We start from the raw sequence: 22,186 nt of genomic DNA on the forward strand, positions 1-22,186 counted from the left end.
TGGCAGGGAAACTTGCGCCTTCAGCGCTTTGTTCCCCGTTTTCCCCGATTCAAGCGGAAGTGATTGATCGCCAAGGCGGTCGCGCGCGTAGAGCGGCCGCCTTGGCATTGGGATCGCGCCTTCGGCTCAGCGCCCCGGCGTCAGCTTGCGGATCAGGACGTAGAAGGCGGGCACCATGAAGACGCCGATGAAGGTCGCGGCCGCCATGCCACCCAGCACGCCGATCCCGATCGCGTTCTGCGCCGACGCCCCTGCCCCGGTCGCGATCGCCAGCGGCACCACGCCCAGCATGAAGGCGAGCGAGGTCATCAGGATCGGGCGCAGGCGGAGCCGTGCCGCCTCGATGGTCGCGGGGATCAGCTCCTTGCCCTCGGCCTCCAGGTTCTTGGCGAATTCCACGATCAGGATCGCGTTCTTCGCCGCTAGGCCGATGGTCGTGAGGATCCCCACTTTGAAGTAGACATCGTTCGACTGCCCGAAGACCCAGGCCGAGACCAGCGCCCCCAGAACCCCCACCGGCACGGCGAGCATCACCGAGAGCGGGATCGACCAGCTCTCGTACAGCGCGGCAAGACAGAGGAAGACGACCAGCACCGAGAGCGCATAAAGATAGGGCGCCTGATCGCCCGACTGGCGTTCCTGATAGCTCAGCCCCGTCCAGGCGACCGCGTAGCCGCCGGGCAGATCGGAGACCAGCTGCTCCATCGCGTCCATCGCCGCACCGGAGCTTGCGCTGTCCGAGGCCTGACCCGAGATCTCGATCGCATTGGCCGCGTCATAGCGCGACAGTCTCGGTGCGACGGAAACCCATTTCGTCGTCGCGAAGGATGAGAACGGCACCATTTCACCGGAGGCGTTGCGCGCATACCAAGTGTCGATATCCTCCGGCTGCATCCGGTAAGGCGCGTCCGCCTGCACGATCACCGGGCGCAGATTTCCGTTGAGATCGAAGTCGTTCACCGATCTGCCGCTGAAGATCACCGAGAGCATCGAATTGAGATTGCTCAGCGTCAGCCCGAAGCTTTCGGCCTTCTGCTGGTCGATATCGAGCTGCAGCGCCGCCTTGTTCTCGTCGCCGCTGACGCGGACATTGGTCAGGCGGCTGTCGGATTTCGCCGCGGCCACGAGCTGCTCGCCCGCCTCCTTAAGCGCCGACGTGCCGTTATTGCCCTGATCCACCAGATACATCTGGAAGCCCGAGGAGTTGCCGATACCGCGGATCGCGGGGGGCTGCAGGAAGAAGACCTGCCCCGCGCGCAGCCCCGCGAAATGCGCGTTGGCCCGGCCCGAGATGGCGGCAGCGGTCTGATCCGCGCCGGTGCGGTCGTCGAAATCCTTCAGCTTGGCGAAGACCATCGCGGTGTTCTGCCCGCCGCCGCCGAAGGAGAACCCGAGCGTCGCGAAGACCGACGACACATCCGATTTCTCCTGCGTCAGCAGGTATTGCGTGATCTGGTCGACCACATCCGAGGTCTGCGCCGTGGTCGACCCCTCGGACAGATTCACCATCGCCATCAGCACGCCCTGATCCTCTTGCGGCAGGAAGGACGAGGGCAGCCGGGTCATCACGCCCCACGCGCCCGCGAGCACCAGCACGAGAACCAGCGCCATCAGGAAAGGTTTGCGCACGATACGGGCCACCGCGCTGGCGTAACCGCCCTGCATCTTCGCGAAGCCCGTGTTGAAGGCGCGCGCAGGCGCAATCGCTCGTCCCGTCGAAGGCCGCAGCAGTTTCGCCGCCAAGGCAGGTGTCAGGATCAGCGCGACCACGGCGGACAGCACCATCGCGGTGATGATCGTCACCGAGAACTGTCGGTAGATCACCCCCGTCGAGCCGGGGAAGAACGCCATCGGCAGGAACACCGCCGACAGCACCAGCGCCACGCCGATTAGCGCGCCGGTGATCTGCGACATGCTTTTCTCGGTGGCCTTGAGGGGGCTGAGCCCCTCCTCTTCCATCACCCGCTCGACATTCTCCACCACGACGATCGCGTCATCGACCAGCAGGCCGATCGCCAGCACCATCGCGAACATCGTCAGCGTATTGATCGAATAACCCGCGACCAGCAGCACCGCGAATGTGCCCAGCAGCACCACCGGAACGGCCACGATGGGGATCAGCGTCGCGCGCCATTTCTGCAAGAAGACGAGGATCACCAGCAGCACCAGCACGATCGCCTCGGCCAGCGTGTGATAGACCTTCTCGATGGAGAGCTGCACGAAGGGCGAGGTATCGTAGGCGATCTGGAATTCGACGCCCTCGGGCAGCGAAGACGACATCCGGTCCAGCGACGCACGCACCGCCGAGGCCGTATCCACCGCATTCGCGCCGTTCGCGAGGTTCACACCGAACCCCGCCGCATTCATCCCGTTGAACCTGGAGTTGCTGCCGTAATCCTCCTGCCCGATCTCGATCCGCGCCACGTCGCCCAGATAGACCGCAGAGCCGTCGGCCTCGGTCTTCAGAAGGATCTTCTCGAACTGCTCGACCGAGGTCAGCTGGCTCTGCGCGGTGATGGTCGCGGTGAATTGCTGGCCTTCGGTCGTGGGCAGATCGCCGAGCGAGCCGACCGAGACGGTCGTGTTCTGCGCCTGCACGGCCGAGGTCACGTCGATCGGCGTCAATTGATATTGCTCGAGCTTGTAGGGATCGAGCCAGACCCGCATCGCGTAGCCCGAGCCGAAGACATTGATCCCGCCCACGCCCGAGGTGCGCTCGATCGCGCCTTTCACTTCGGTGTCCAGAATGTTGCCCAGCTCGACGGTCGAATATTTCCCGTCGGTCGAGACCAGCGCGCCGACCATCAGGATATCCGAGGAGGAGCGCGATACGCTCACCCCGGAGGTCTGCACCGCATCGGGCAGCGAATTCTCGACCTTGCGAATCTTGGTCTGCACCTCGTTCTCGGCATCGATCGGATCGACCGAACCGTCGAAGGTCAGCGTCAGCCGCGACGAGCCCTGATTGGAGGTACTCTCCATGTAGAGCAACCCGTCGAGCCCGGTCAGCGAGTCCTCGATAGGGGTCGTCACCGAGTTCTCGACCGCCTGCGCGGTGGCCCCGGAATAGCTCGCGGAGATGCGGATCGTGGTCGGCGCGACTTCCGGGTATTGCGAGACGGGCAGCCGGGTGATCGCGTAGCCGCCAGCGAGCATCGTCACCAGCGCAAGCACGATCGCGAAGACGGGGCGATGGATGAAGAAACGGATCATCTCGGGCTCACTCCGCCTTCGCCGTGTCGGCGGTATTGTCGGAGCTATCCGCGGCATCCTTCACCACGCCCTGCGCGTTGATCGTCACCGGCACCGTCTTGATCTCGGCCCCGTCGCGCAGGTTCTTCAGCCCGTCGAGGATCACCTGATCGCCGCTCTCGATGCCGTCGGTCACGATCCATGCGTTCTGATAGGTACCCGCCGTCGTCAGCTTCACCTTCTTCGCCGCGCCATCGGCCGCGATGAAGGCCGAGAGGGTGCCATCCCCTTCCCGCGTGGTCGCGCGCTGCGGCACGAGGATCGCCTGCGTCGTGCCCAGCGTGATCTTCGCGCGCAGGAACTGGCCCGGCAGGATCAGCCGGTCGGGATTGTCGAACTTGAACCGGAAATCGACCGTACCGGTGGTCGCGGACACGGTCGCACCGGGGCTGACCAGCGTGCCAGTGCCGTCATATTCCGCGCCGGTCTCGAGCAGCAGCGAGACCTTGAGCTGATCACCGCGCTGCAACGTGCCCTGGTCGATGCGCTGGCGCACCCGCATGATCCGCGCGGCGCTTTCCGAGACATCGACATAGATCGGATCGAGCCGCGTCACCGTGGTCAGCGCATCGGACTGGTTCGCCGTGACCAGCGAGCCCACCGAGACGCTCGCCACATCCGGGTAGCCGTCGATAGGTGAGCGGATCACCGTGCGGTCGAGATTGAGCTGCGCGGTCTGCAGATCGGCATCGGCACTCAGCGCGGAGGCCTTGGCTTGCGCGAGCGCGACCCTCGCCGTCTCCAGATCGCTCACCGAGATCGAAGTCTTCTCCAGCTTGGTGTAGCGGTCCACTTGCGATTGCGCGGCCTGCACATTGGCGTCGGCGCCCGCCTTCTCGGCCTCGGCTGCGGTCAGCTCCGCCTGATAGGTGTCGTCGTCGATGTGAAACAGCGCGTCGCCCGTCGCGACCTTGTGGCCCGCCCCGTAGTCGATAGAGGCGATGGTGCCCGCGACGCGCGGGCGGATATCAGTCTGCTCAAAAGCCACCGCGCGGCCCGGCAGGGTGACTGTGTAAGGCACCGATTGCGTCTCGACCTGCTTCACGCCGACCTCGGTCGGGCCTTGAGTGCCGCCCGGCATTCCCTGCGCCAGCGCCTGCGCAGCGAACCCGCCCGCAAGCAGCATCCCAAACGCGGCGCGCCGCGCGATCCGACCAATGCTCATACTGAAACTCCTGTCCGCTGCCCGGTTTTCCCGGCGTTGTTCCATTTCTACGATAGGCCCGCGCTATTCTGTCGCCACTCGCACGCGGCCGGAAATGCGGAAACAAATGCCGCGAGCCGTAGAGCCACTGAAATGGGGGACCGGCTTATCCATTGTTTTAAAATAAAATTTCCGCCTCAACGCAGCCACTCGAGATATCCGCGCCCCAATTTCAGCGTCAGATCGCGCCCCTCTCGGAGTTCACGTATTCGCGAGATGAGAGCCACAAACCGCCTCACGACCGCAGCGCATAAAAAAGGGGCGCCAGTGGCGCCCCTCTCGATCCCTGTCCTAAGCAGTTCACAGCGTGATGCGGTAGAGCGCGAAGCCCCCCTCGCCGTCGCCCGCCGGTTCGATATCCAGACCGCGGGATTTGACGTCTTCGAGATAGTCCTGCGCTTTCGGGCCGGTCTCGAACAGCACCGTCGCGCCATCCGCAGGTGCGAAGGACCAGTTGGCGTCGGCCTTCGGGTTGATCGTGCCCTTGTCGTGGATGTAGCGCACGATCACGTCGCGGTTGGTGTCGGGCGCGCGGTAGATCACCGTCGAGCCGTCCGCGCCGGGGAAGCTGCCGCCGCCCGACGCGCGGTAGTTGTTCGTGGCGATCACGAACTCGGCCTTCGGGTCGATCGGCTTGCCGTCATATTTCAGTTCGACGATGCGGTTCGTATCGGCATTTACCACCGCACCGTCCTTGTCGAACTTGGCGGGCTGGGTGATGTCGATCTGATAGGTCACCCCGTCGATCACGTCGAAATTATAGGACGGGAAATCGGGGTTCAGCAGCTTGGCATCCTTCGCGCCGGGATCGATCTGGTTGAACATGCCCGCCGAGCGCTCCAGCCAGTCCTTCACCTGCGCGCCGGTGACCTTCACCGCCTGCAGCGTGTTCGGATAGAGGTAGAGGTCGGAGACGTTCTTGATCGCCACCGGGCCTTTGGGAACATCGGTAAAGTAATCCGGGCCGCCGCGCCCGCCCGCCTTGAACGGCGCCGCCGCCGACAGAAGCGGCAGTTTACCTTCGGGCGTGCCCTCCAGCAGCTTCTTCACGTACCAGATCTGCGCATTCGAGACGATCTGCACCGACGGATCGTCAGCCACCAGCGCGAAGTAGGAGTAAAGCGGCGCCTCAGTCTCGCCGACCTTGGCGCGGACATATTTCAGCGTCTCTTCGTGCACCTGATCGGTGGCGGCGAGGATCGGCTTGTAATCCGTGGTCAGCGGCGTGATCGAACGATCCTCGCCGCGTGCGAAGATCGGACGAATTTCCGAGGTATGGGTGTCGATCTTCCACTTGCCGCCGTCGCGGCTCAGCATCAGGTCGATCAAGCCCATATGGTTGCCCCAGAAGCCCGCCTGCACCGCCGGCTTGCCCTGCAGCGTGCCCTTGTCGTTGTCGATGCCGGGGCCGGAGAAATCCTTGCCGGGGAAGTTCAGGTGCTGGTGCCCGGTGATCACCGCGTCGATCCCGTCCACTCCTGCGAGGTAGAAGGCCGCGTTCTCCATCCCGTCGCTTTGCGGGCCATTGTCGATGCCCGTATGGGCGAGCGCCACGATGAGATCGGCGCCCTCTTCCTTGATCTGCGGCACCCAGGCTTTCGCGGCCTCGACGATGTCGCGGGTCTGGTAGTTGCCCTCGAGATGCGCGCGGTCCCATTGCATGATCTGCGGCGGCACGAAGCCGATCACGCCGATCCGGATCGGCATCTTGTTCCCCGCCCCGTCGGTCAGGTCGCGATCGAGGATCAGGTAGGGCGGCAGGTAGAGGTTGTCCTCTCGCGGGGAAGCCCCGAGCTTATGGGCGAAGTTCGCGCAGACCATCGGGAAGTTCGCGCGGTCGTTCACCTTCTTGAGGAAATCCATCCCGTAGTTGAATTCGTGGTTGCCCAGCGTGCCGCAATCGTAGCCCAGCAGGTTCATCCCCGCGATGACCGGGTGGGTGTCGCCCTCTTTCATCCCCTTGGAATAGGCGATGTAATCGGCCATCGGGTTGCCCTGCATGTAGTCGCCATTGTCGAACATCATCGTGTTGGCGGCCTCCGCGCGCACGCCTTCGATCAACGTCGCGGTGCACGACAGGCCGACCGTGTCGACGGGCTTGTCGGCATAATAGTCATAGGGCCGGATGTGGCAGTGAATATCGGTGGTACACAGAAGGCGCAGGTGGGCCTGCCCTTCGGCGGCGCGCGCCGTGAACGGGTGGACCAGCGTGAGACCGCCCGCAGCGGTGGTGGTGATCAGGAATTGGCGACGCGAAATAAGCGACATAAGGGGGATCCTCCGAGACAATTGGCTCCTTGCCGGAGCGCTCTATCCGAGGATCGTAACAGTGCTTTGACCGTCCGGATAAATATCCCGACGTAAGCTCGCACAAATTGGTGTGAGCGGGCGGGAAAACCCCGCCCGCCGCACAAGAATTCAGCTCTCCGAGAGCACCGCCTGCACTTCCGCGGCAGGGCCGGGATGGTGGCAGAAGACCTGCCGTCCGGCGACCTCTTCGGTGGGCGGGGTCGTGGCGCAGATCTCGCTTGCACGCGGGCAGCGGGTGCGCAGCGGGCAGCCCGATGGCGGGTTGAGCGGGCTCGGCAGGTCGCCTTCCAGCGCGATCAGCACCTTGTTGCGCTCGATCTCCGGATCGGGGATCGGCACCGCCGACAGGAGCGCCTGCGTATAGGGATGCTGCGGCTCGGCGAAGAGCTTCTCGGTCGCGCCCGCCTCCATCATCTGGCCCAGATAGAGCACCATCACCTCATCACAGACATGGCGCACGACGCTCAGGTCATGAGCGATGAAGATGATCGTGAGCCCGAGATCGCGACGCAGGTCTTCGAGAAGCGCGATCACCTGCGCCTGAATCGAGACGTCGAGCGCGGAAACCGGCTCGTCGCAGATCAGGAGCTTCGGCTCCACCACCAGAGCGCGGGCGATGCCGATACGCTGACACTGACCGCCCGAGAACTCGTGCGGGTAGCGATTGATCTGGTTCGGCAGCAGGCCGACCTTCTCCATCACCTCGCGGACCTTCTCCTTGCGCTCCTTGCGGCCCATCTTCGGGCGATGGGTGCGCAGTGGCTCCGCGATGATCTCACCCACAGTCATACGCGGGTCGAGCGAGGCCAGCGGATCCTGAAAGATCATCTGGATGTCGGAGCGGTATTTCAGCATCTGGCGCGGCGAGAGCGGCAGCAGATCGGTCTTGCCCTGCCAGATGATTTCGCCCTCGGCGGGCAGCATCTGGATCAGCGCGCGGGCCAGCGTGGACTTGCCACAGCCGGACTCGCCCACGATGCCGAGCGTCTTGCCCTGCTCGAGCTTGAAGCTCACGCCATTGACCGCGCGCAGCTTCGGCGGCTCGGTCCAAGGCAGGTCCGAGGCGCGGCGGATGTCGAAGGTGACCCGAACGTCGCGGGCCTCGATCAGCGGGGTCGTCATGCGGCGGCCTCCTCGATCGTTTCAATGGAACGGTGACAGGCGCGGGCGCGGCCCGGCGCAAACTCCGCCAGCGGCGGCATCACGTCGGCGCATTTTTCTTCGACGAAATCGCAGCGCGGACAGAACGGGCAGCCCTTCGGCGCGCCGGTCATGTTCGGCGGATTGCCCCGGATCGGGGTCATCGCGCGATCCGCATCCAGACGCGGCAGCGCGGCCAGCAAGCCCTTGGTGTAGGGATGGGTCGGGTTGGCGAACAGGGGATCGACGGGCGACTGCTCCATCACCTGACCGCCATACATGACGATCGCGCGCTCGCAGAAGCCCGCGACGACGCCAAGGTCATGGGTGATCAGCACGGTCGCCATGCCCAGCTCGCGGCGCAGCTCGCCCAGCAGGTCCATGATCTGCGCCTGCACGGTCACGTCGAGCGCGGTGGTCGGCTCGTCCGCGATCAGCACGTCGGGCTTGCACAGAAGCGCCATCGCGATCATCACGCGCTGGCGCATCCCGCCCGAGAATTCATGCGGGAAGAGTCGCACGCGGTTCTTCGCGTCCGGGATCTTCACCAGTTCGAGCATTTGCGCAGCTTCGGCCACGGCGGCGCGCTTGCTCAGCCCCTTATGCAGCATCAGCACTTCGGCCATCTGGTCCGAGATGCGCATATAGGGGTTGAGCGCGGTCATCGGGTCCTGAAAGACCATCGATATCCGGTCTGCGCGCAGCTTGTTCAGCTCGGGCTCGGGCAGGTTCAAAATCTCCCGCCCGTCGAATTTTACCGAGCCCGAGGCCTTACCGTTCGCGGCCAGTAGCCCGAGGATCGAGAAGCTGAGCTGCGACTTGCCCGAACCAGACTCACCCACGATGCCCAGCGCCTCGCCACGCTCCAATGCGAAGCTGACGCCATTGACGGCGTGAACCTCGCCCTCCTGCGTTCCGAAACGAACATTGAGGTCGTTGACTTCCAACAATGGCATATCAGCGCTCCTTCGGGTCGAGCGCGTCACGCAGCCCGTCCCCTACGAAATAGAAACCGAACAGGGTGGTGACGAAGAAGAACAGCGGGAAGGCCAGCTGCCACAGCGTGCCGTAGCTCATCGTCCCCGCCCCTTCCGAGATCAGCGCCCCCAGCGAGGTCTGCGGCTCTTGCACGCCGAGCCCGAGGAAGGAGATGAAGCTCTCCGTCAGGATCATCAGTGGCACCAGCAGCGTCGCGAAGACCACGACCACGCCCACGAGGTTGGGCAGGATGTGACGCCGGATGATCGTCGGCGCAGGCACCCCGATGGCGCGCGCGGCCTCCACGTAGTCGCGGTTCTTCAGGGTCAGTGTCTGCCCCCGCACGATCCGCGCCATCTCCAGCCACGAGATCAACCCGACGCCCACGAACAGCATCCCGATCGAGCGGCCATACATGACCAGCAGCAGGATCAGCACGAACATGTAGGGGATCGCCAGTAGGATATCGACGAGGCGCATCATGAAGCCATCGACGCGGCCCCCGAAATAGCCCGAGATCGCACCGTAGACCGTGCCCACCGAAACCGCGATCAGCGTGCCGATCACGCCGACCAGCAACGAGATCTGCGTGCCCTGCACGGTGCGCGCGAACAGGTCGCGGCCCAGATCGTCGGCACCGAAATAGTGGCCGTTGGCGAAGGACGGCGCAGAGGCCGTGGCATCGCCCATCACGTTGTAATCGATGTCGGAATTGTTCCACGCCGCGATCAGATTGCCGAACAGCGCAAAGGCCACGACGAAGGCCAGCAGCCCTAGCCCGAAGATCGCGGCCTTGTTGTTGAAGAACCGCCGGCGCGCATCCGCCCAGAGCGAGCGGCCCGCCACGTCTTCGCGGCTCGTTGCCTCGGCGAGCGAGGTCATCTTGGATTCATCTATGACCATGTCAGTACCGGATTTTCGGGTCGATCCATCCGTAGACGATATCGACGACAAGGTTGAACAGGATGGTCAGCGTGCCCAGCAGGATGGTGATCCCCATCATCACCGCGTAGTCGCGGTTGAGCGCGCTATCCACGAAGCTTTTGCCGATCCCACCGGTGGTGAAATACACGTCCACGATCACCGAGCCGGTGATCATCGAAACGAACGCCGGACCGAGATAGGAGATCACCGGCAGCAGCGCGGGTTTCAGCGCGTGGCGCATGATGATCTTGCGCTTCGGTAGGCCCTTGGCCCGCGCGGTGCGGATGTGGTTCGAGCTCAGCGTCTCCAGCATCGACGAGCGCGTGATCCGCGCGATCGACGCCATGTAGGAGGTCGAGAGCGCGATCACCGGCATGATCCAGAAGCGCGGATCGTCGAAGCTCCAGCCGCCACCGGGCAGCCAGTGCAGCGACAGCGTGAAGATCAGCACGAGGATCGGCGCCATCACGAAGTTCGGCAGCACCTGCGCGCCGATGGAGATACCCACGGCGAGATAGTCGAGCCACGAGTTGCGCTTGATCGCCGCGGTCACGCCAAGGGTGACGCCGACCAGAACCGCGGCGATGAAGCTGAGGAAGCCATATGTCAGCGTGACCGGGAAGCCCTGCGCGATGATGTCGTTCACCGAGCGGTCCTTGTACGAGAACGAAGGCCCGAAATCGAAATGGGCGACCACGTTCCACAGATAGGTCGCGATCTGCTTCCATAGCGGCTGGTCGAGCCCGTATTTCGCGTTGAGATTGGCGAGCACCTCGGGAGGCACGGCACGTTCGGAGGTGAACGGCCCGCCGGGCGCCGTGTGCATCAGCAAGAAGCTCGCGATGATGAGCACCAGAAGCGTCGGGATCGCGATGGCGAGACGCTTGAGAATGTAGACGATCATAAGAGTGTCCCGAAATAAGTCGGGCGGGCCGATCGTGCGGCCCGCCCGTTATTGTTTCAGCCGGCTTACTTCGCGACCTTGTACATGTTCTTCGCGTACCAGTTCAGCTGGACGTTATCGAACGGGTAGCCTTTGATCTGCGGGTTCAGCAGCATCGGCAGCGAGTAGGCGTAGATCGGCGCAAGCGGCATGTCCTCCGCGAGGATCTTCTCCGCCTTGGTGTAGTCCTCCTGCGGATCGGCCGCTGTCTTCGAGTCCTTCATCAGCTTGTCGTAGTCGGCATTCGACCACTGACCCGAGTTCTGATCCGACCACGAGGTGTTCACGTCGAGATAGGTCGACGCCTCGTTGTAGTCGGCACACCAGGCGGTGCGCGCCACGTCGAAGTCATGCTGACCGTTGAGCTTGTCGAGATAGACCTTCCACTCGAAGTTCTCGAGGGTCGACTTCACGCCGAGCTGCTTCCAGAACTGCTGCACCGCGATTGCGATTTTCTTGTGGTCGGCCGAGGTGTTGTACATGATCCGCAGGTTCAGCGGGTGATCGGGACCGTAGCCGGCTTCCTTCAGAAGCTCCTTGGCTTTGTCCATCCGCTCCTGCTGCGTCATGTCGGCATACGCGACGTCCGGCGCCTTGAAGTTCGCGGTCGCCCAGTGGGTCCAAGTATAGGCCGGTTTCTGGCCGCCCTTGAGGATCTTGTCGACGATGATGTCGCGGTTGATCGCATAGGACAGCGCCTTGCGGACCTTCACGTCCTTGAGCGCCTCGGGGCCGTTCGGGCCGACGTTGAAGCGGTAGGCATAGACACAGGAGCGCGGCGGAGCGTGGGCCGCATCCGGGTATTCCTTCTTCAGGCGCGGATATTGACCGGCCGGGGTCTGCACGAAGTCCAGCTCGCCCGCCTCGTAGCGCGTCAGCGCCTGGTCGTTATCCTGCATCGGGATGAACTTCAGATCGGTCAGCGTGACGTTCGCGGCGTCGTAATAGGCGTCGTTCTTCGTCAGCTCGATCGAGTTGCCGATCTTCCAGCTTTTCAGCTTGTAGGGACCGTTGACGACGATGTTCTCGGGCTTGGTCCAGTCGGAACCGTGTTCCTCGACGACTTTCTGCGGCACCGGGAAGGTCGACGACAGCACGAGCATCTGGCGGAAATAGGGTATCGCGCTGTCGAGCGTCACCTGCAGCGTGTGGTCGTCGAGCGCCTTCACGCCCAGTTCGCTCGGCTTCTTGTCGCCCGCGATCACGTCATGGGCGTTCTTCACCTGCATCAGCTCGATATACCACGAGTATTGCGAGGCGGTCGCCGGATCGGCGAGACGACGCCATGCATAGACGAAGTCCTGCGCGGTGACGGGGTCGCCGTTCGACCACTTCTCGTTGCGCAGGTGGAAGGTGTAGGTCTTCTTGTCGTCGGACACCTCGTAGCTCGTCGCGAGCGCGGGCACGAGTTTACCGTGATCGTCCTGCTGGTAGAGACCTTCGAACATCTGCTGAAGAACGTCGTTGCCGTCCTTCGAGGTGCTCAGATCGGGATCGAGCGTCTTCAGATCGTCCTGCAGCCAGTAGGTAAAGGTCTGGTCAGCGGCGAGCTTGGTGCCTTCGGGCACTTTGCTCGACTGAGCGAGAACGGGTGCGGCGCTGCCCAGCATAAGGGCGAAAGCGGAAATCGCGGCAATCGACTTCAAGGGATACCTCCAGTTTTCCGGGGTCCGGTCGCGCGCAACGCAGGGGTGAGCGCGGGGCCCCGATTTTTCGTTGATGGGGCATCAAGGGCAGGATCGCGGCGCGGCGCAAGTCTGACGTCACGGTGCTCACACCCATGTGAGAGCGCATTTCTCGGACCTCGGCGAAATCTTTCTGAAACTTGCGTGGCGCCCTTGAAATTTGCAACGAACGCCAAGCTCCGTCGCGTGAGCCGAGGCATGCTCACGACCCTTCCGCGTCGAATCTCTTCTCCCGCGAAGGATCCACTTTCGCGCCTCCTGACGTATGTATTTTGACACACCCGGAAGTTGTTATGCGCGGTTTTGCCTTCGGTCGTGCTATTGACCCGCCCCTCCCCACCGCTAGCTAGGCTTGGCGTCACAGCCGCGACAGAACGGACCCTGAATGAACAAACCTGACAGTGCCTCTCCACTTTCGCCCGCACGCCGCTGGGCGGCTGCAGCCGTGCTGCTGCTGGCGAATTTCATGAACCTGATCGACATCACGATCGTCAATGTCGCCCTGCCCTCGATGAAGAACGAGTTAGCGGCCCCGCCGAACCTGATCGAGTGGATCGTCGCGGGCTACACCTTCTCTTTCGCGATCCTGCTGCTGCCGGCGGGACGAATGGGCGACCTGCTGGGCCGGCGCAAGCTGTTCGTGTCGGGCATCGCGCTGTTCACCGCCGCCTCGCTGGTCTGCGGCATCGCGCCCGGGATCGGGACGCTTGTCACCGCGCGCATCGTGCAGGGCGTGGGCGCTGCGATCATGACGCCGCAGACGCTGGCGCTGGTGCCGCGGCTGTTCCCGCCAGAGCAACGCGGGGCGGCCTTTGGTCTCTTCGCACTGACTGCGGGGCTGGCTTCGGTCGCGGGGCCGATCGTGGGCGGGCTGCTGTTGACCGCCGATATCTACGGGTTGGGCTGGCGACCGATCTTCCTCGTGAACATTCCGCTGGGCATCGCGGCCTTCATCGCGGCGCTGATGCTGGTGCCCAAGGGCGCGGGCAACCGCAAGCTGGGCATCGACAAGGTGGGCATCGCGATCGCAGCCGTGGCGACGCTGGCGCTTCTGTTCCCGCTGGTCGAGGCCCCGTCGATCGGCTGGCAGGTCTGGATGTATCCGATGGTGATCGCCGCTCCGATCCTTGGCTGGGTCTTCATCCGCTGGCAACGGCATCAGGAAGACCGCAACGCGCCCCAGCTTCTGCCGATGCGGCTGCTGCGCTCGGGCTCGTTCCTGTCGGGGAGCCTTCTGAACGCGGCGCTGTTCACCGCGGTGCCCAGCTATTTCTTCACCATGGCGCTTTATCTTCAGGCGGGCTACGGGCTCACGCCCCTGCAATCGGGGCTGACGACGACGCCCTTCCCGCTGGGCGTGCTGCTCGCCTCGGCCACGACCGGCTGGTTCGGGTCGCGCTGGGTCCGCTGGCGCGTGATGGGCGGCGGCATCCTCATCGCGACGGGCTTCGCAGGGCAGCTCTGGGCGATCTGGACGATGGGCGACACGATCAGCTGGTGGCGCATGGCGCCGTGGTTCTTCTTTGGCGGCTTTGGCCTGGGCAACACCGTCTCGCCGCTGTTTCAGGTCTCGCTCTCGGCGGCGGATAGCAACGACAGCGGCTCGGCCTCGGGCGCGGTGCAAGCGATCCGGCAGGTCGGCATCTCGTTCGGCATCGCGATCATGGGCGGGATCTTTTTCGGCATGCTGGGCGGCGCGGAGCCGGGCGACCACGAAGCCTATCGCGGCGCGATGATGTCGGCGATCGGCTACGCAATGGTCATCGCGAGCGTGGTGATCCTCACACCGTGGTTCACGCCGATGAAGATCGAGCGCGCCAAAGACTGAGCGAGCGGCGCGCCCCGCGCCGTCCCCTTCCTGCTTCGCACGCGATGACATGATCGTGCGCCACAACTGTCACGCGACCCTCGCCCCGAGCGCCGCGCGCCCCATCTACCCAAACCAGAGGGGCCGTCCGAACCTGGCCCCCGAAAGATGCGAAAGGAGCGATCCATGCGTTACAGACCTCTTGGCCCCAGCGGCCTCCTCGTCTCGGAACTTTGCCTCGGCACGATGACCTTCGGCGGCTCGGAGGGCATGTGGGGCCAGATCGGCCAGCTACGTCAGGATGATGCCGACGGCCTCGTGAAAACTGCGGTGGACGCGGGCATCAACTTCATCGACACCGCGAATGTCTATGCCGGCGGCGAGAGCGAGCGCATCCTTGGTCAGAGCTTGCGTAATCTCGGCATCGCGCGCGACGAGGTGGTGATCGCGACCAAGGTGCTCGGCCCGATGGGCGAGGGCATCAACCAGCGCGGCGCCTCGCGCTATCACATCATGGAGCAGTGCAAGCAGAGCCTCGAGCGGCTGCAGCTCGACCATATCGACCTCTACCAGATTCACGGTTTCGACCCGATGACGCCGATCTCGGAGACGCTCGAGGCGCTGACCACGCTCGTGCAGCACGGCCATGTCCGCTATATCGGCCTGTCGAACTGGGCCGCGTGGCAGGTGATGAAGGCGGTGGGCATCGCCGAGGCGCGCAAGCTCGCCCCGATCCTGTCGCTGCAGGCCTATTACACCATCGCCGGGCGCGATCTGGAGCGCGAAGTGGTGCCGATGCTGCGCGACACGGGCATGGGCCTGATGGTCTGGAGCCCGCTGGCAGGCGGTCTGCTGTCTGGCAAATACGACCGCGACGGCAAGGGCTCCGACGGGCGGCGCGCCAATTTCGACTTCCCGCCGGTCGAGAAGGACCGCGCCCATGACGCGATCGACGCGATGCGCCCGATGGCCGAGAAGCGCGACGCGAGCGTGGCACAGATCGCGCTGGCATGGCTTCTGCATCAGGACGTCGTCACCAGCGTCATCGTCGGTGCGAAGCGCAAGGACCAGCTGACCGACAATATCGCCGCGACCGAGATCACGCTCGACGCGGAAGAGCAGGAAACCCTCGACAAGGTCAGCGCCCTGCCCGCCGAATATCCGGGCTGGATGCTGGAGCGTCAGGGCGGCTACCGCCAGCGCTGAACACGCAGCGAACCGATCGGCGCGCCCGGGCGGGTGTTGGCTTGGCCAACCCTGCCTTGGCGCGCCTTTTCATGTCTGCGACCGGAGCCGCAATCGATGCACGCTTACGCTGCGGCCTCAAATCGGTTCACTTTTTCATGGACCTCAAAAGACACAGAGCGCGTTGAGCGGGAAAGCACTTACCAAGGAGAGTTCCTTTGGCACATTCCCGCTCAGCATCACGGCCACGCAGCATCCTGATTGTTCTGGGGGCGTTGATCGGCGCCGCCATCGCGATCTGGAATTACGTCACCCCCCTGACCGGCGTGACCGGCACATTCGGCGCGGGGCTGGTGATCGCCTCCTCCATTTTGATCGCCCTCGCAGGGATCGTGATCCAGATGACCGAACCCGGAGCGATCCGCACGATCCTGCGCGTCCTCGTCGCGCTCGGCCTGCTGGGAACCGCAGCGGCCGCCTATTTCCTCCACGAATGGTGGCTGATCGCGGCGATGGGCGTCGTGCTGATCGGCCTCATCTACGACATCGCCTCGAGCCGGGGCGCGCGTTCGAAAGGAGCCTACGCATGAACCGCAAGACCGTCTCGCTCGCCTTCGCCCTCGCCTTCTTTGCTGCCGCCGGGTATGCGCAGGACACGACCGCGACCGACAGCACTGCAACCGACAGCGGCACCGCGACCTCTACCGACAGCGGCTCGACCGATACCGGCACTTCGGCGACCACGGACGCAGCTACGACGTCCGACACTGGCACCGACACCAACTCCGATACTGGCAGCACCAGCGACACCGGTAGCCAGTCCGGCACCGATCAGCAGACCGACAATCCCGCGGCCAACGAGGCCACGCCGCCCGGCCCCGACGCCAATGCCGATCAGCCCAAGCCGGTCGCCGAGAGCGTGGCCCAACCGATGCTCGCCAGCGGCCCGCGTGAACGCAACGGCACGCCGCTGGTGCCCGAGCAGCCCGTCTGGAACAGCTTCCACGGCCAGCTTTCCGCCCAGAAATATTCGCCGCTGACCCAGATCAACCCGGACAATGTGGGCGATCTGGAGAAGGTCTGGCAAGTCCATACCGGCGACGTCTCGGATGGCTCGGGCGAAAAGCCCGCGACGGTCTGGTCAGCCACGCCGATCTTCGCCAATGACACGCTCTATATCGGCACGCCCTTCTATCGCGTGCTGGCGCTCGACCCGGCCACGGGCGAGCAGAAATGGGCCTTCGACACGAAATCGAAGCTGGAGGCGCTGACCCAGCCCGCGCTGAAGAACCGCGGCGTCGCCTATTGGCAGGCCGAGAACCCGGTCGCGGGCAAGGTCTGTCAGAAGATCGTCTATATCGGCACGATGGATGCGCAGCTCTTCGCGCTCGACGCCGATACCGGCAAGCCCTGCACCGATTTCGGCGATAATGGCGTGCTGAACGTGGATAAGTGGAACACGGTCAATGACAGCTTCCCGCTGTCCGTGCTGCAGCCGCCGACGGTTGCGGGCAATCACCTGATCCTCGGCTGGGCCGGTCAGGACTGGGAGTCGGCCGAAGCTCCTCCGGGCGCGGTCTTCTCGGTCGATGCGCAGACCGGGGAGCTGCAATGGTCCTTCGAGACCCTGCCCGAGAACATCCGCCGCAAGACCGGCACCGCGAACGTCTGGACCGCGATGTCCGTCGATCCGGGCCTGAACATGGTCTATCTGCCGGTGGCTTCGCCCTCGCCGAACTATTGGGGCGGCAACCGGACCGAGCAGATTCCCTACGCCACCTCGACCACCGCGCTCGATCTCGACACCGGCAAGGTCGTCTGGTCGCGTCAGTGGGTGCACCACGACATCTGGGATTACGACATCAACTCCGCGCCGACGCTGATGGACATCACCGTCGGCGGCAAGGAAATCCCGGCGCTGATGCAGGGCACGAAGATGGGCTTCCTGTTCGTCGTGAACCGCGAGACCGGCGAGGATGTCTGGCCGATCGAGGAACGTCCCGTCCCGCAGGGCGACGGCACGGTGAAAGGCGAAGTCTATGCCAAGACCCAGCCCTTCCCGACCAAACCCGCGCCGCTTCTCGACCAGTCGAAGAAGCCCGAGGTCTGGGGTATTGCCGATCTCGTTTCGGGCGGGGCCTGCTCGAAACTGTTCGACAACCTCACCTATGAGGGGATGTACACCCCGCCCACCACCAAGGGCGAAGGCACGCTGGCCTATCCCGACAGTGCGGGCGGCGTGCAATGGGGCGGCGTGGCCTTCGATCCCGACGCACAGATCGCGGTCGTGAACACGAGCCACATCGTGCAATACATCAAGCTCTGGGAGCGCCAGGACTACGAGCAGAACGCCGGTGGTTCGGGCAACGAGAACGGCTTCTACCCGCAGAAAGGCGCGCCCTACGGCATGAGCTTGGGCAACGCGCTGAACTCGCTCGGGATGCCGTGCTGGAAACCGCCGTTTGGCGAACTGGTCGCGATCGACATGCATACCGGCGACGTGAAATGGCGCAAGCCGCTGGGTAGCTCGCAGAAATACGGGTTCTTCATGCCCGAGAGCATGGGCTCGCCCACGATCGGCGGTCCGGCGGTGACCAAGTCGGGGCTGATCTTCATCGGCGCGACGATGGATGCCAAGGCGCGCGCCTATGACATCCAGACCGGCAAGGAGTTGTGGTCCTCGCAGCTTGAAGCCCCGGTCGTCGCGAACCCGGCGATCTACGAGTACAAAGGGCGCGAATACGTGGCCTTCATCTCGGGCGGCAACTCGATCCTGAAGCCCACCGTGGGCGATATGGTAGCCGTCTACGCGCTGCCGGAGAACTGATCGCGGCGCGAAAACATACCGCGGGCGGCGTGGCATCAACCACGCCCCCGCCCCTGACGCGCACCGCGTCCGCGAAGCCCTCACCGCAACGTGAGGGTTTTCTCGCAGGAACCGTTCCGCGCGCGCGGTGTTCCCCATTAAGCTGGTTTGAACGCCCGCCTCCCCAAACGGCTGCGCCAAACCTGAATTCCGGACAAGGGGGACCCCATGAAGGTTTCATTTCACGTCAATGGCGAGGCCCGCGCGCTCGACCTCGATCCGCGCGTGACGCTGCTCGACGCGCTGCGCGACCATCTCGAACTCACCGGCTCGAAAAAGGGCTGCGATCATGGCCAATGCGGCGCCTGCACGGTGCTCGTCGACGGGCGGCGGGTGAATTCCTGCCTCAGCCTCGCGGTGATGCATGAAGGCTCCGAGATCACCACCATCGAAGGGCTCGGCACGCCCGAAAATCTCAACCCGCTGCAACAGGAATTCGTCTCCTGCGACGGCTACCAATGCGGCTATTGCACGCCGGGGCAGATCATGTCGGCAACCGGGATGCTGGCAGAGGCCGCCGACGGCGCCCCCAGCCATGTCAGCGACAGCCTCACCGGCAAATCCGAACTGAGCGATGCCGAAATCGCCGAGCGGATGAGCGGCAACCTCTGCCGCTGCTCCGCCTACCCGTTCATCCGCGAGGCCATCTCGCGCGTGGCCGAAGCGGAGGAAAAGTAATGAGACCTTTCGACTATCTTCGCGCAAGCGGGCTCGATGACGCGGCCTCCAAGGCGCGCGAGACCGCGCAGTTCATCGCGGGCGGCACCAACCTGCTGGACCTGATGAAGCTGCAGGTGATGACCCCCGAGACGGTCATCGACATCAACAATATCGACGGGCTGGACAAGATCGAGCCGCATGAAGGCGGGCTGAAGATCGGCACGCTGGTGCGCAATGCCGATCTCGCCGCCGATCCGCAGGTGCGCCGCGCCTATCCTGTGCTGTCGCGCGCGCTGCTGGCGGGCGCTTCGGGCCAGATCCGCAACAAGGCGACCACGGGCGGCAACCTGCTGCAACGCACGCGCTGCCCCTATTTCTACGACCCGGCGATGGCCTGCAACAAGCGCGATCCCGGTGCGGGCTGCGCCGCCAAGGGCGGTGTCAGCCGGATGCTCGCGATCCTGGGCACCTCGGCCGCCTGCAGTGCCGCGCACCCGTCCGATATGGCGGTGGCGATGCGCGCGCTCGATGCGCAGGTGGAAATCCGCGGCACCGATGGAGCAACCCGCACCGTGGCGATGGACGAGCTCTATCAGCTGCCCGGCGAGACGCCCGAGATCGAGACGAGCCTGAAGCCGGGCGAGATCATCACCGCGGTGATCCTCCCTGCCCCGCAGCCGAACGCCACGCAGAGCTATCGCAAGATCCGCGACCGGGCGTCTTACGCCTTCGCGCTCGTCTCAGTCGCTGCCGTGGTCGAGATGGAGGGCGAGACGATCAAGACCGCCTCGCTCGCCTTCGGTGGCATCGGCGCGCGCCCTTGGGCGGATGCGCAAGTCAATGCGATGCTCGAAGGCGAGACCCCGTCGGAGGAGCTGTTCGGCAAGGCCGCCGATACGCTTCTGGCCGAAGCGGTCACCGATGAGGGCAACGATTTCAAACGCGAAATGACCCGCCGCGCACTGATCGCGGTGATGCGCGAGGCGACGGGCATGGCCCCGGCCTCGACCGGAACGGACAAGGTGGAGGCGCTGGCATGAGCGACACGTTCACGATGGATGAAGCGCAGCCGCGGCTGCTCGACGAAACCAAACAGGGGCTGGTGGGCGCTCCGCTCGACCGCCCCGAGGGCAAGCTGAAAGTGACCGGCACCGCGACCTATGCGGCAGAATTCAAGCCCGAAGGCATGGTGCATGGCGTGATGCTGCGCGCCACGATCACGCGCGGCAAGGTCACCGGCTTTGATGAGACGGAGGCGAAGAAGCTGCCCGGCTATCTGGGTCTGTTCCATGGCCCGGAATTCGTCCGCAACCCGGCGCAGGGCATGGCAGGCGCCGCGCCCGTGCAGCCCGGCGACCGCGTCGACTATCACGGCCAACCGATCGGGCTCGTCGTGGCCGACAGCTTCGAGACTGCGCGCGACGCCGCCGCCCGGATCAAGATCAGCTACGAGCAGAACCCCGGCGCGCCCGTCGATCCGGCAGGCGTGGAGCTTGAGCTGAACGAGAAGCGGGAAAGCATCCAAGGCGATCTCGACGCCGCGATGGAGAAGGCCGCGCAATCGGTCGATCTCGAATATACCACCGCCGGTCACGTCGCTGCGGCGATGGAGCCACATGCGGGTATCGCCGAGTGGAAGGACGGTCGCCTCGTTCTACATGGCTCGCTGCAAATGGTGCGTTTCAACAAAGAGGAGTTGGCCGATGCAGTTGGCATCGAGTCCGACAAGGTCCACATCCTCGCGCCCTATGTGGGCGGCGGGTTCGGCTCCAAGCTGGGCATTTCCTCCGAGCATGTCGCGGCGGCGATCGCCGCGCGCGAACTCGACCGTCCGGTGCGTATCGTGCTGAGCCGTCAGACCGTCTTCGATGCCGTGCTGCGCCGCACCGAGACATGGCAGCGCCTGCGCCTCGCCGCCGACGCAAACGGCAAGCTGACCGGGATCGGCCACGAGGATCGTGTCTCCAATCTCGAGGGAGAAGCTTTCTCCGAACCGGTCAACGCCGCGAGCCGCTTCATGTATGGCGCGCCCAACCGGGTGATGCGTCAGCACATCTCGCGCAACCACCGCACGCCTACGGGCTCGGTCCGCGCGCCGGGCGAGGCGGTTGGTACCTTCGCGCTGGAAACCGCGATGGATGAGCTGGCCGAGAAGCTGGGCCTCTGCCCGGTGGAACTGCGCCTGCGCAACATCCCCGAAAAGCACCCCGACACCGGTCAGGCGTACTCGGCGCGCGCGCTGGAAGACAGCCTGCGCGAAGGCGCGAAGCGCTTCGGCTGGGATCAACGCCCCGAGACCGGAACGCGTCGCGAAGGCGAATGGCTGATCGGCATGGGCGTCGCGGCTGCGGGGCGGGCAAACTTCCTCGTGCCGTCGGCGGCGCGCGTCACGCTGAGCGCGGATGGCGCTCTGGTCGAGACCGACATGACCGATATCGGCACCGGCAGCTACGCGATCCTCGGCCAGATCGCGGGCGAGATGCTGGGCCTGCCGATCGACAAGGTCTCGGTCCATCTGGCCGATAGCGACCTGCCGGGGGCCTCCGGGTCCGGCGGCTCCTTCGGGGCGTCGTCGTCGGGGTCTTCGGTCTTCCTCGCCGCACGCAAAATCCGCGAGCAGCTTGCCGACAAGCTCGGCTGCAAGTTCGAAGAGTTGAGCCTTGGCAATGGCGAGGTTTCGGGCGGCGGCAAGACCGCGAAACTGGTCGATCTGCTAAGCGATCCGATCAGCGCCGAGGGCAAGATCGAAGGCGGCAAGACCGCCAAGAGCCATTTCTCGGCCGGCTTCGGCGCACATTTCGCCGAAGTCGCGGTGAACGAGGTCTCGGGCGAGGTGCGCGTGCGCCGGATGCTCGGCGTGCTCGGCATCGGTCGCGTGCTCAACGAGAAGACCGCGCGCAGCCAGGCCGTCGGCGGCATGGTCTGGGGCGTCGGTTCGGCTCTGCACGAGGAGCTTGGCCACGATCCACGGACCGGCCATATCGTCACGCGCGATCTGGCGAATTATCACGTCCCGTCGCACGCGGATATCCCGCGCGAGATGGAGGTGGTGTTCCTGCCCGAGCGCGATGACGAGGCGAACCCGATCCAGTCCAAAGGCGTGGGGGAGCTTGGCATCTCGGGTGCGGGGGCCGCGGTGATCAACGCGATCCACAATGCGACGGGCGTACGGCTATACGACTATCCGGCCACGCCCGACAAGGTACTTGAGGGGTTTGCCAATGGACGGTAG

At 64.6% G+C, this 22,186-nt stretch carries 15 protein-coding genes; 7 read left to right on the forward strand and 8 right to left on the reverse strand.

Going from position 1 to position 22,186, the window contains the following annotated elements; translation table 11 throughout:
- Nucleotides 1-126: 126 nt before the first annotated feature.
- The 8 genes from BMI86_RS03990 to BMI86_RS04025 all read right to left on the reverse strand — a co-directional run bounded on the left by BMI86_RS03990 (nt 127) and on the right by BMI86_RS04025 (nt 12,397).
- The gene (locus BMI86_RS03990; RefSeq protein ID WP_078539846.1) at nt 127-3,213 is read right to left on the reverse strand and encodes an efflux RND transporter permease subunit; all 3,087 of its coding nucleotides are present in this window, start codon (nt 3,211-3,213) and stop codon (nt 127-129) included.
- 7 nt (nt 3,214-3,220) lie between these two features.
- Nucleotides 3,221-4,417: an efflux RND transporter periplasmic adaptor subunit gene (locus BMI86_RS03995; RefSeq protein WP_078539847.1), complete on the reverse strand. Its 1,197-nt coding sequence runs from the start codon at nt 4,415-4,417 to the stop codon at nt 3,221-3,223.
- Nucleotides 4,418-4,756: 339 nt separating this feature from the next.
- Complete coding sequence (locus tag BMI86_RS04000) at nt 4,757-6,724, reverse strand: bifunctional 2',3'-cyclic-nucleotide 2'-phosphodiesterase/3'-nucleotidase (protein ID WP_078539848.1); 1,968 nt, start codon at nt 6,722-6,724, stop codon at nt 4,757-4,759.
- A gap of 150 nt (nt 6,725-6,874) precedes the next feature.
- A complete protein-coding gene (locus BMI86_RS04005; protein WP_078539849.1) occupies nt 6,875-7,888 on the reverse strand; it encodes an oligopeptide/dipeptide ABC transporter ATP-binding protein in 1,014 nt (337 codons plus the stop codon).
- Nucleotides 7,885-8,862 carry an oligopeptide/dipeptide ABC transporter ATP-binding protein gene (locus BMI86_RS04010; RefSeq protein WP_078539850.1) on the reverse strand — a complete coding sequence of 326 codons (978 nt, stop codon included), beginning with the start codon at nt 8,860-8,862 and terminating at the stop codon, nt 7,885-7,887. Before BMI86_RS04010 ends, BMI86_RS04005 begins: the two co-directional genes overlap by 4 nt.
- Nucleotide 8,863: 1 nt before the next feature.
- Nucleotides 8,864-9,787: an ABC transporter permease subunit gene (locus BMI86_RS04015; RefSeq protein ID WP_078539851.1), complete on the reverse strand. Its 924-nt coding sequence runs from the start codon at nt 9,785-9,787 to the stop codon at nt 8,864-8,866.
- Nucleotide 9,788: 1 nt separating this feature from the next.
- Nucleotides 9,789-10,712 (reverse strand): oligopeptide ABC transporter permease OppB, encoded by a 924-nt coding sequence (gene oppB / locus BMI86_RS04020; RefSeq protein WP_078519800.1) that lies wholly within the window; start codon nt 10,710-10,712, stop codon nt 9,789-9,791.
- Between the two features lie 65 nt (nt 10,713-10,777).
- A complete protein-coding gene (locus BMI86_RS04025) occupies nt 10,778-12,397 on the reverse strand; it encodes a peptide ABC transporter substrate-binding protein (RefSeq protein ID WP_348638946.1) in 1,620 nt (539 codons plus the stop codon).
- Between the two features lie 424 nt (nt 12,398-12,821).
- Here BMI86_RS04025 and BMI86_RS04030 point away from each other — a divergent pair, with 424 nt between their 5' ends.
- The 7 genes from BMI86_RS04030 (at nt 12,822) to BMI86_RS04060 (ending at nt 22,186) form a co-directional block, all read left to right on the forward strand.
- Nucleotides 12,822-14,264, forward strand: coding sequence for an MFS transporter (locus BMI86_RS04030; protein WP_078539852.1), 1,443 nt, complete (start codon nt 12,822-12,824; stop codon nt 14,262-14,264).
- Between the two features lie 165 nt (nt 14,265-14,429).
- On the forward strand, nt 14,430-15,449 hold the full coding sequence (locus BMI86_RS04035; RefSeq protein WP_078539853.1) for an aldo/keto reductase: 1,020 nt from the start codon (nt 14,430-14,432) through the stop codon (nt 15,447-15,449).
- Between the two features lie 197 nt (nt 15,450-15,646).
- Nucleotides 15,647-16,018: a hypothetical protein gene (locus BMI86_RS04040; RefSeq protein ID WP_078569574.1), complete on the forward strand. Its 372-nt coding sequence runs from the start codon at nt 15,647-15,649 to the stop codon at nt 16,016-16,018.
- Nucleotides 16,015-18,255, forward strand: a complete 2,241-nt coding sequence (locus BMI86_RS04045; protein ID WP_078539855.1) for a pyrroloquinoline quinone-dependent dehydrogenase — start codon at nt 16,015-16,017, stop codon at nt 18,253-18,255. Before BMI86_RS04040 ends, BMI86_RS04045 begins: the two co-directional genes overlap by 4 nt.
- 207 nt (nt 18,256-18,462) lie before the next feature.
- Nucleotides 18,463-18,972: a 2Fe-2S iron-sulfur cluster-binding protein gene (locus BMI86_RS04050; protein WP_078539856.1), complete on the forward strand. Its 510-nt coding sequence runs from the start codon at nt 18,463-18,465 to the stop codon at nt 18,970-18,972.
- On the forward strand, nt 18,972-19,994 hold the full coding sequence (locus BMI86_RS04055; RefSeq protein ID WP_078539857.1) for a xanthine dehydrogenase family protein subunit M: 1,023 nt from the start codon (nt 18,972-18,974) through the stop codon (nt 19,992-19,994). The genes BMI86_RS04050 and BMI86_RS04055 overlap by 1 nt, the downstream gene beginning before the upstream one ends.
- Nucleotides 19,991-22,186, forward strand: coding sequence for a xanthine dehydrogenase family protein molybdopterin-binding subunit (locus BMI86_RS04060; RefSeq protein ID WP_078539858.1), 2,196 nt, complete (start codon nt 19,991-19,993; stop codon nt 22,184-22,186). The genes BMI86_RS04055 and BMI86_RS04060 overlap by 4 nt, the downstream gene beginning before the upstream one ends.

The sequence above is a fragment of the Thioclava sp. DLFJ5-1 genome (assembly GCF_002020115.1).
In the GTDB taxonomy this organism is placed as follows: Bacteria; Pseudomonadota; Alphaproteobacteria; order Rhodobacterales; family Rhodobacteraceae; genus Thioclava; species Thioclava sediminum.

Excerpts from the sequence above, each read along its gene's own strand:
- BMI86_RS04010 (WP_078539850.1), bottom strand. The coding sequence starts at position 8,862 with ATGCCATTGTTGGAAGTCAACGACCTCAATGTTCGTTTCGGAACGCAG.
- BMI86_RS04035 (WP_078539853.1), top strand. The coding sequence starts at position 14,430 with ATGCGTTACAGACCTCTTGGCCCCAGCGGCCTCCTCGTCTCGGAACTT.
- oppB (WP_078519800.1), bottom strand. The coding sequence starts at position 10,712 with ATGATCGTCTACATTCTCAAGCGTCTCGCCATCGCGATCCCGACGCTT.
- BMI86_RS03995 (WP_078539847.1), bottom strand. The coding sequence starts at position 4,417 with ATGAGCATTGGTCGGATCGCGCGGCGCGCCGCGTTTGGGATGCTGCTT.
- BMI86_RS04055 (WP_078539857.1), top strand. The coding sequence starts at position 18,972 with ATGAGACCTTTCGACTATCTTCGCGCAAGCGGGCTCGATGACGCGGCC.
- BMI86_RS04000 (WP_078539848.1), bottom strand. The coding sequence starts at position 6,724 with ATGTCGCTTATTTCGCGTCGCCAATTCCTGATCACCACCACCGCTGCG.
- BMI86_RS04030 (WP_078539852.1), top strand. The coding sequence starts at position 12,822 with ATGAACAAACCTGACAGTGCCTCTCCACTTTCGCCCGCACGCCGCTGG.
- BMI86_RS04050 (WP_078539856.1), top strand. The coding sequence starts at position 18,463 with ATGAAGGTTTCATTTCACGTCAATGGCGAGGCCCGCGCGCTCGACCTC.
- BMI86_RS03990 (WP_078539846.1), bottom strand. The coding sequence starts at position 3,213 with ATGATCCGTTTCTTCATCCATCGCCCCGTCTTCGCGATCGTGCTTGCG.
- BMI86_RS04005 (WP_078539849.1), bottom strand. The coding sequence starts at position 7,888 with ATGACGACCCCGCTGATCGAGGCCCGCGACGTTCGGGTCACCTTCGAC.
- BMI86_RS04045 (WP_078539855.1), top strand. The coding sequence starts at position 16,015 with ATGAACCGCAAGACCGTCTCGCTCGCCTTCGCCCTCGCCTTCTTTGCT.
- BMI86_RS04060 (WP_078539858.1), top strand. The coding sequence starts at position 19,991 with ATGAGCGACACGTTCACGATGGATGAAGCGCAGCCGCGGCTGCTCGAC.
- BMI86_RS04015 (WP_078539851.1), bottom strand. The coding sequence starts at position 9,787 with ATGGTCATAGATGAATCCAAGATGACCTCGCTCGCCGAGGCAACGAGC.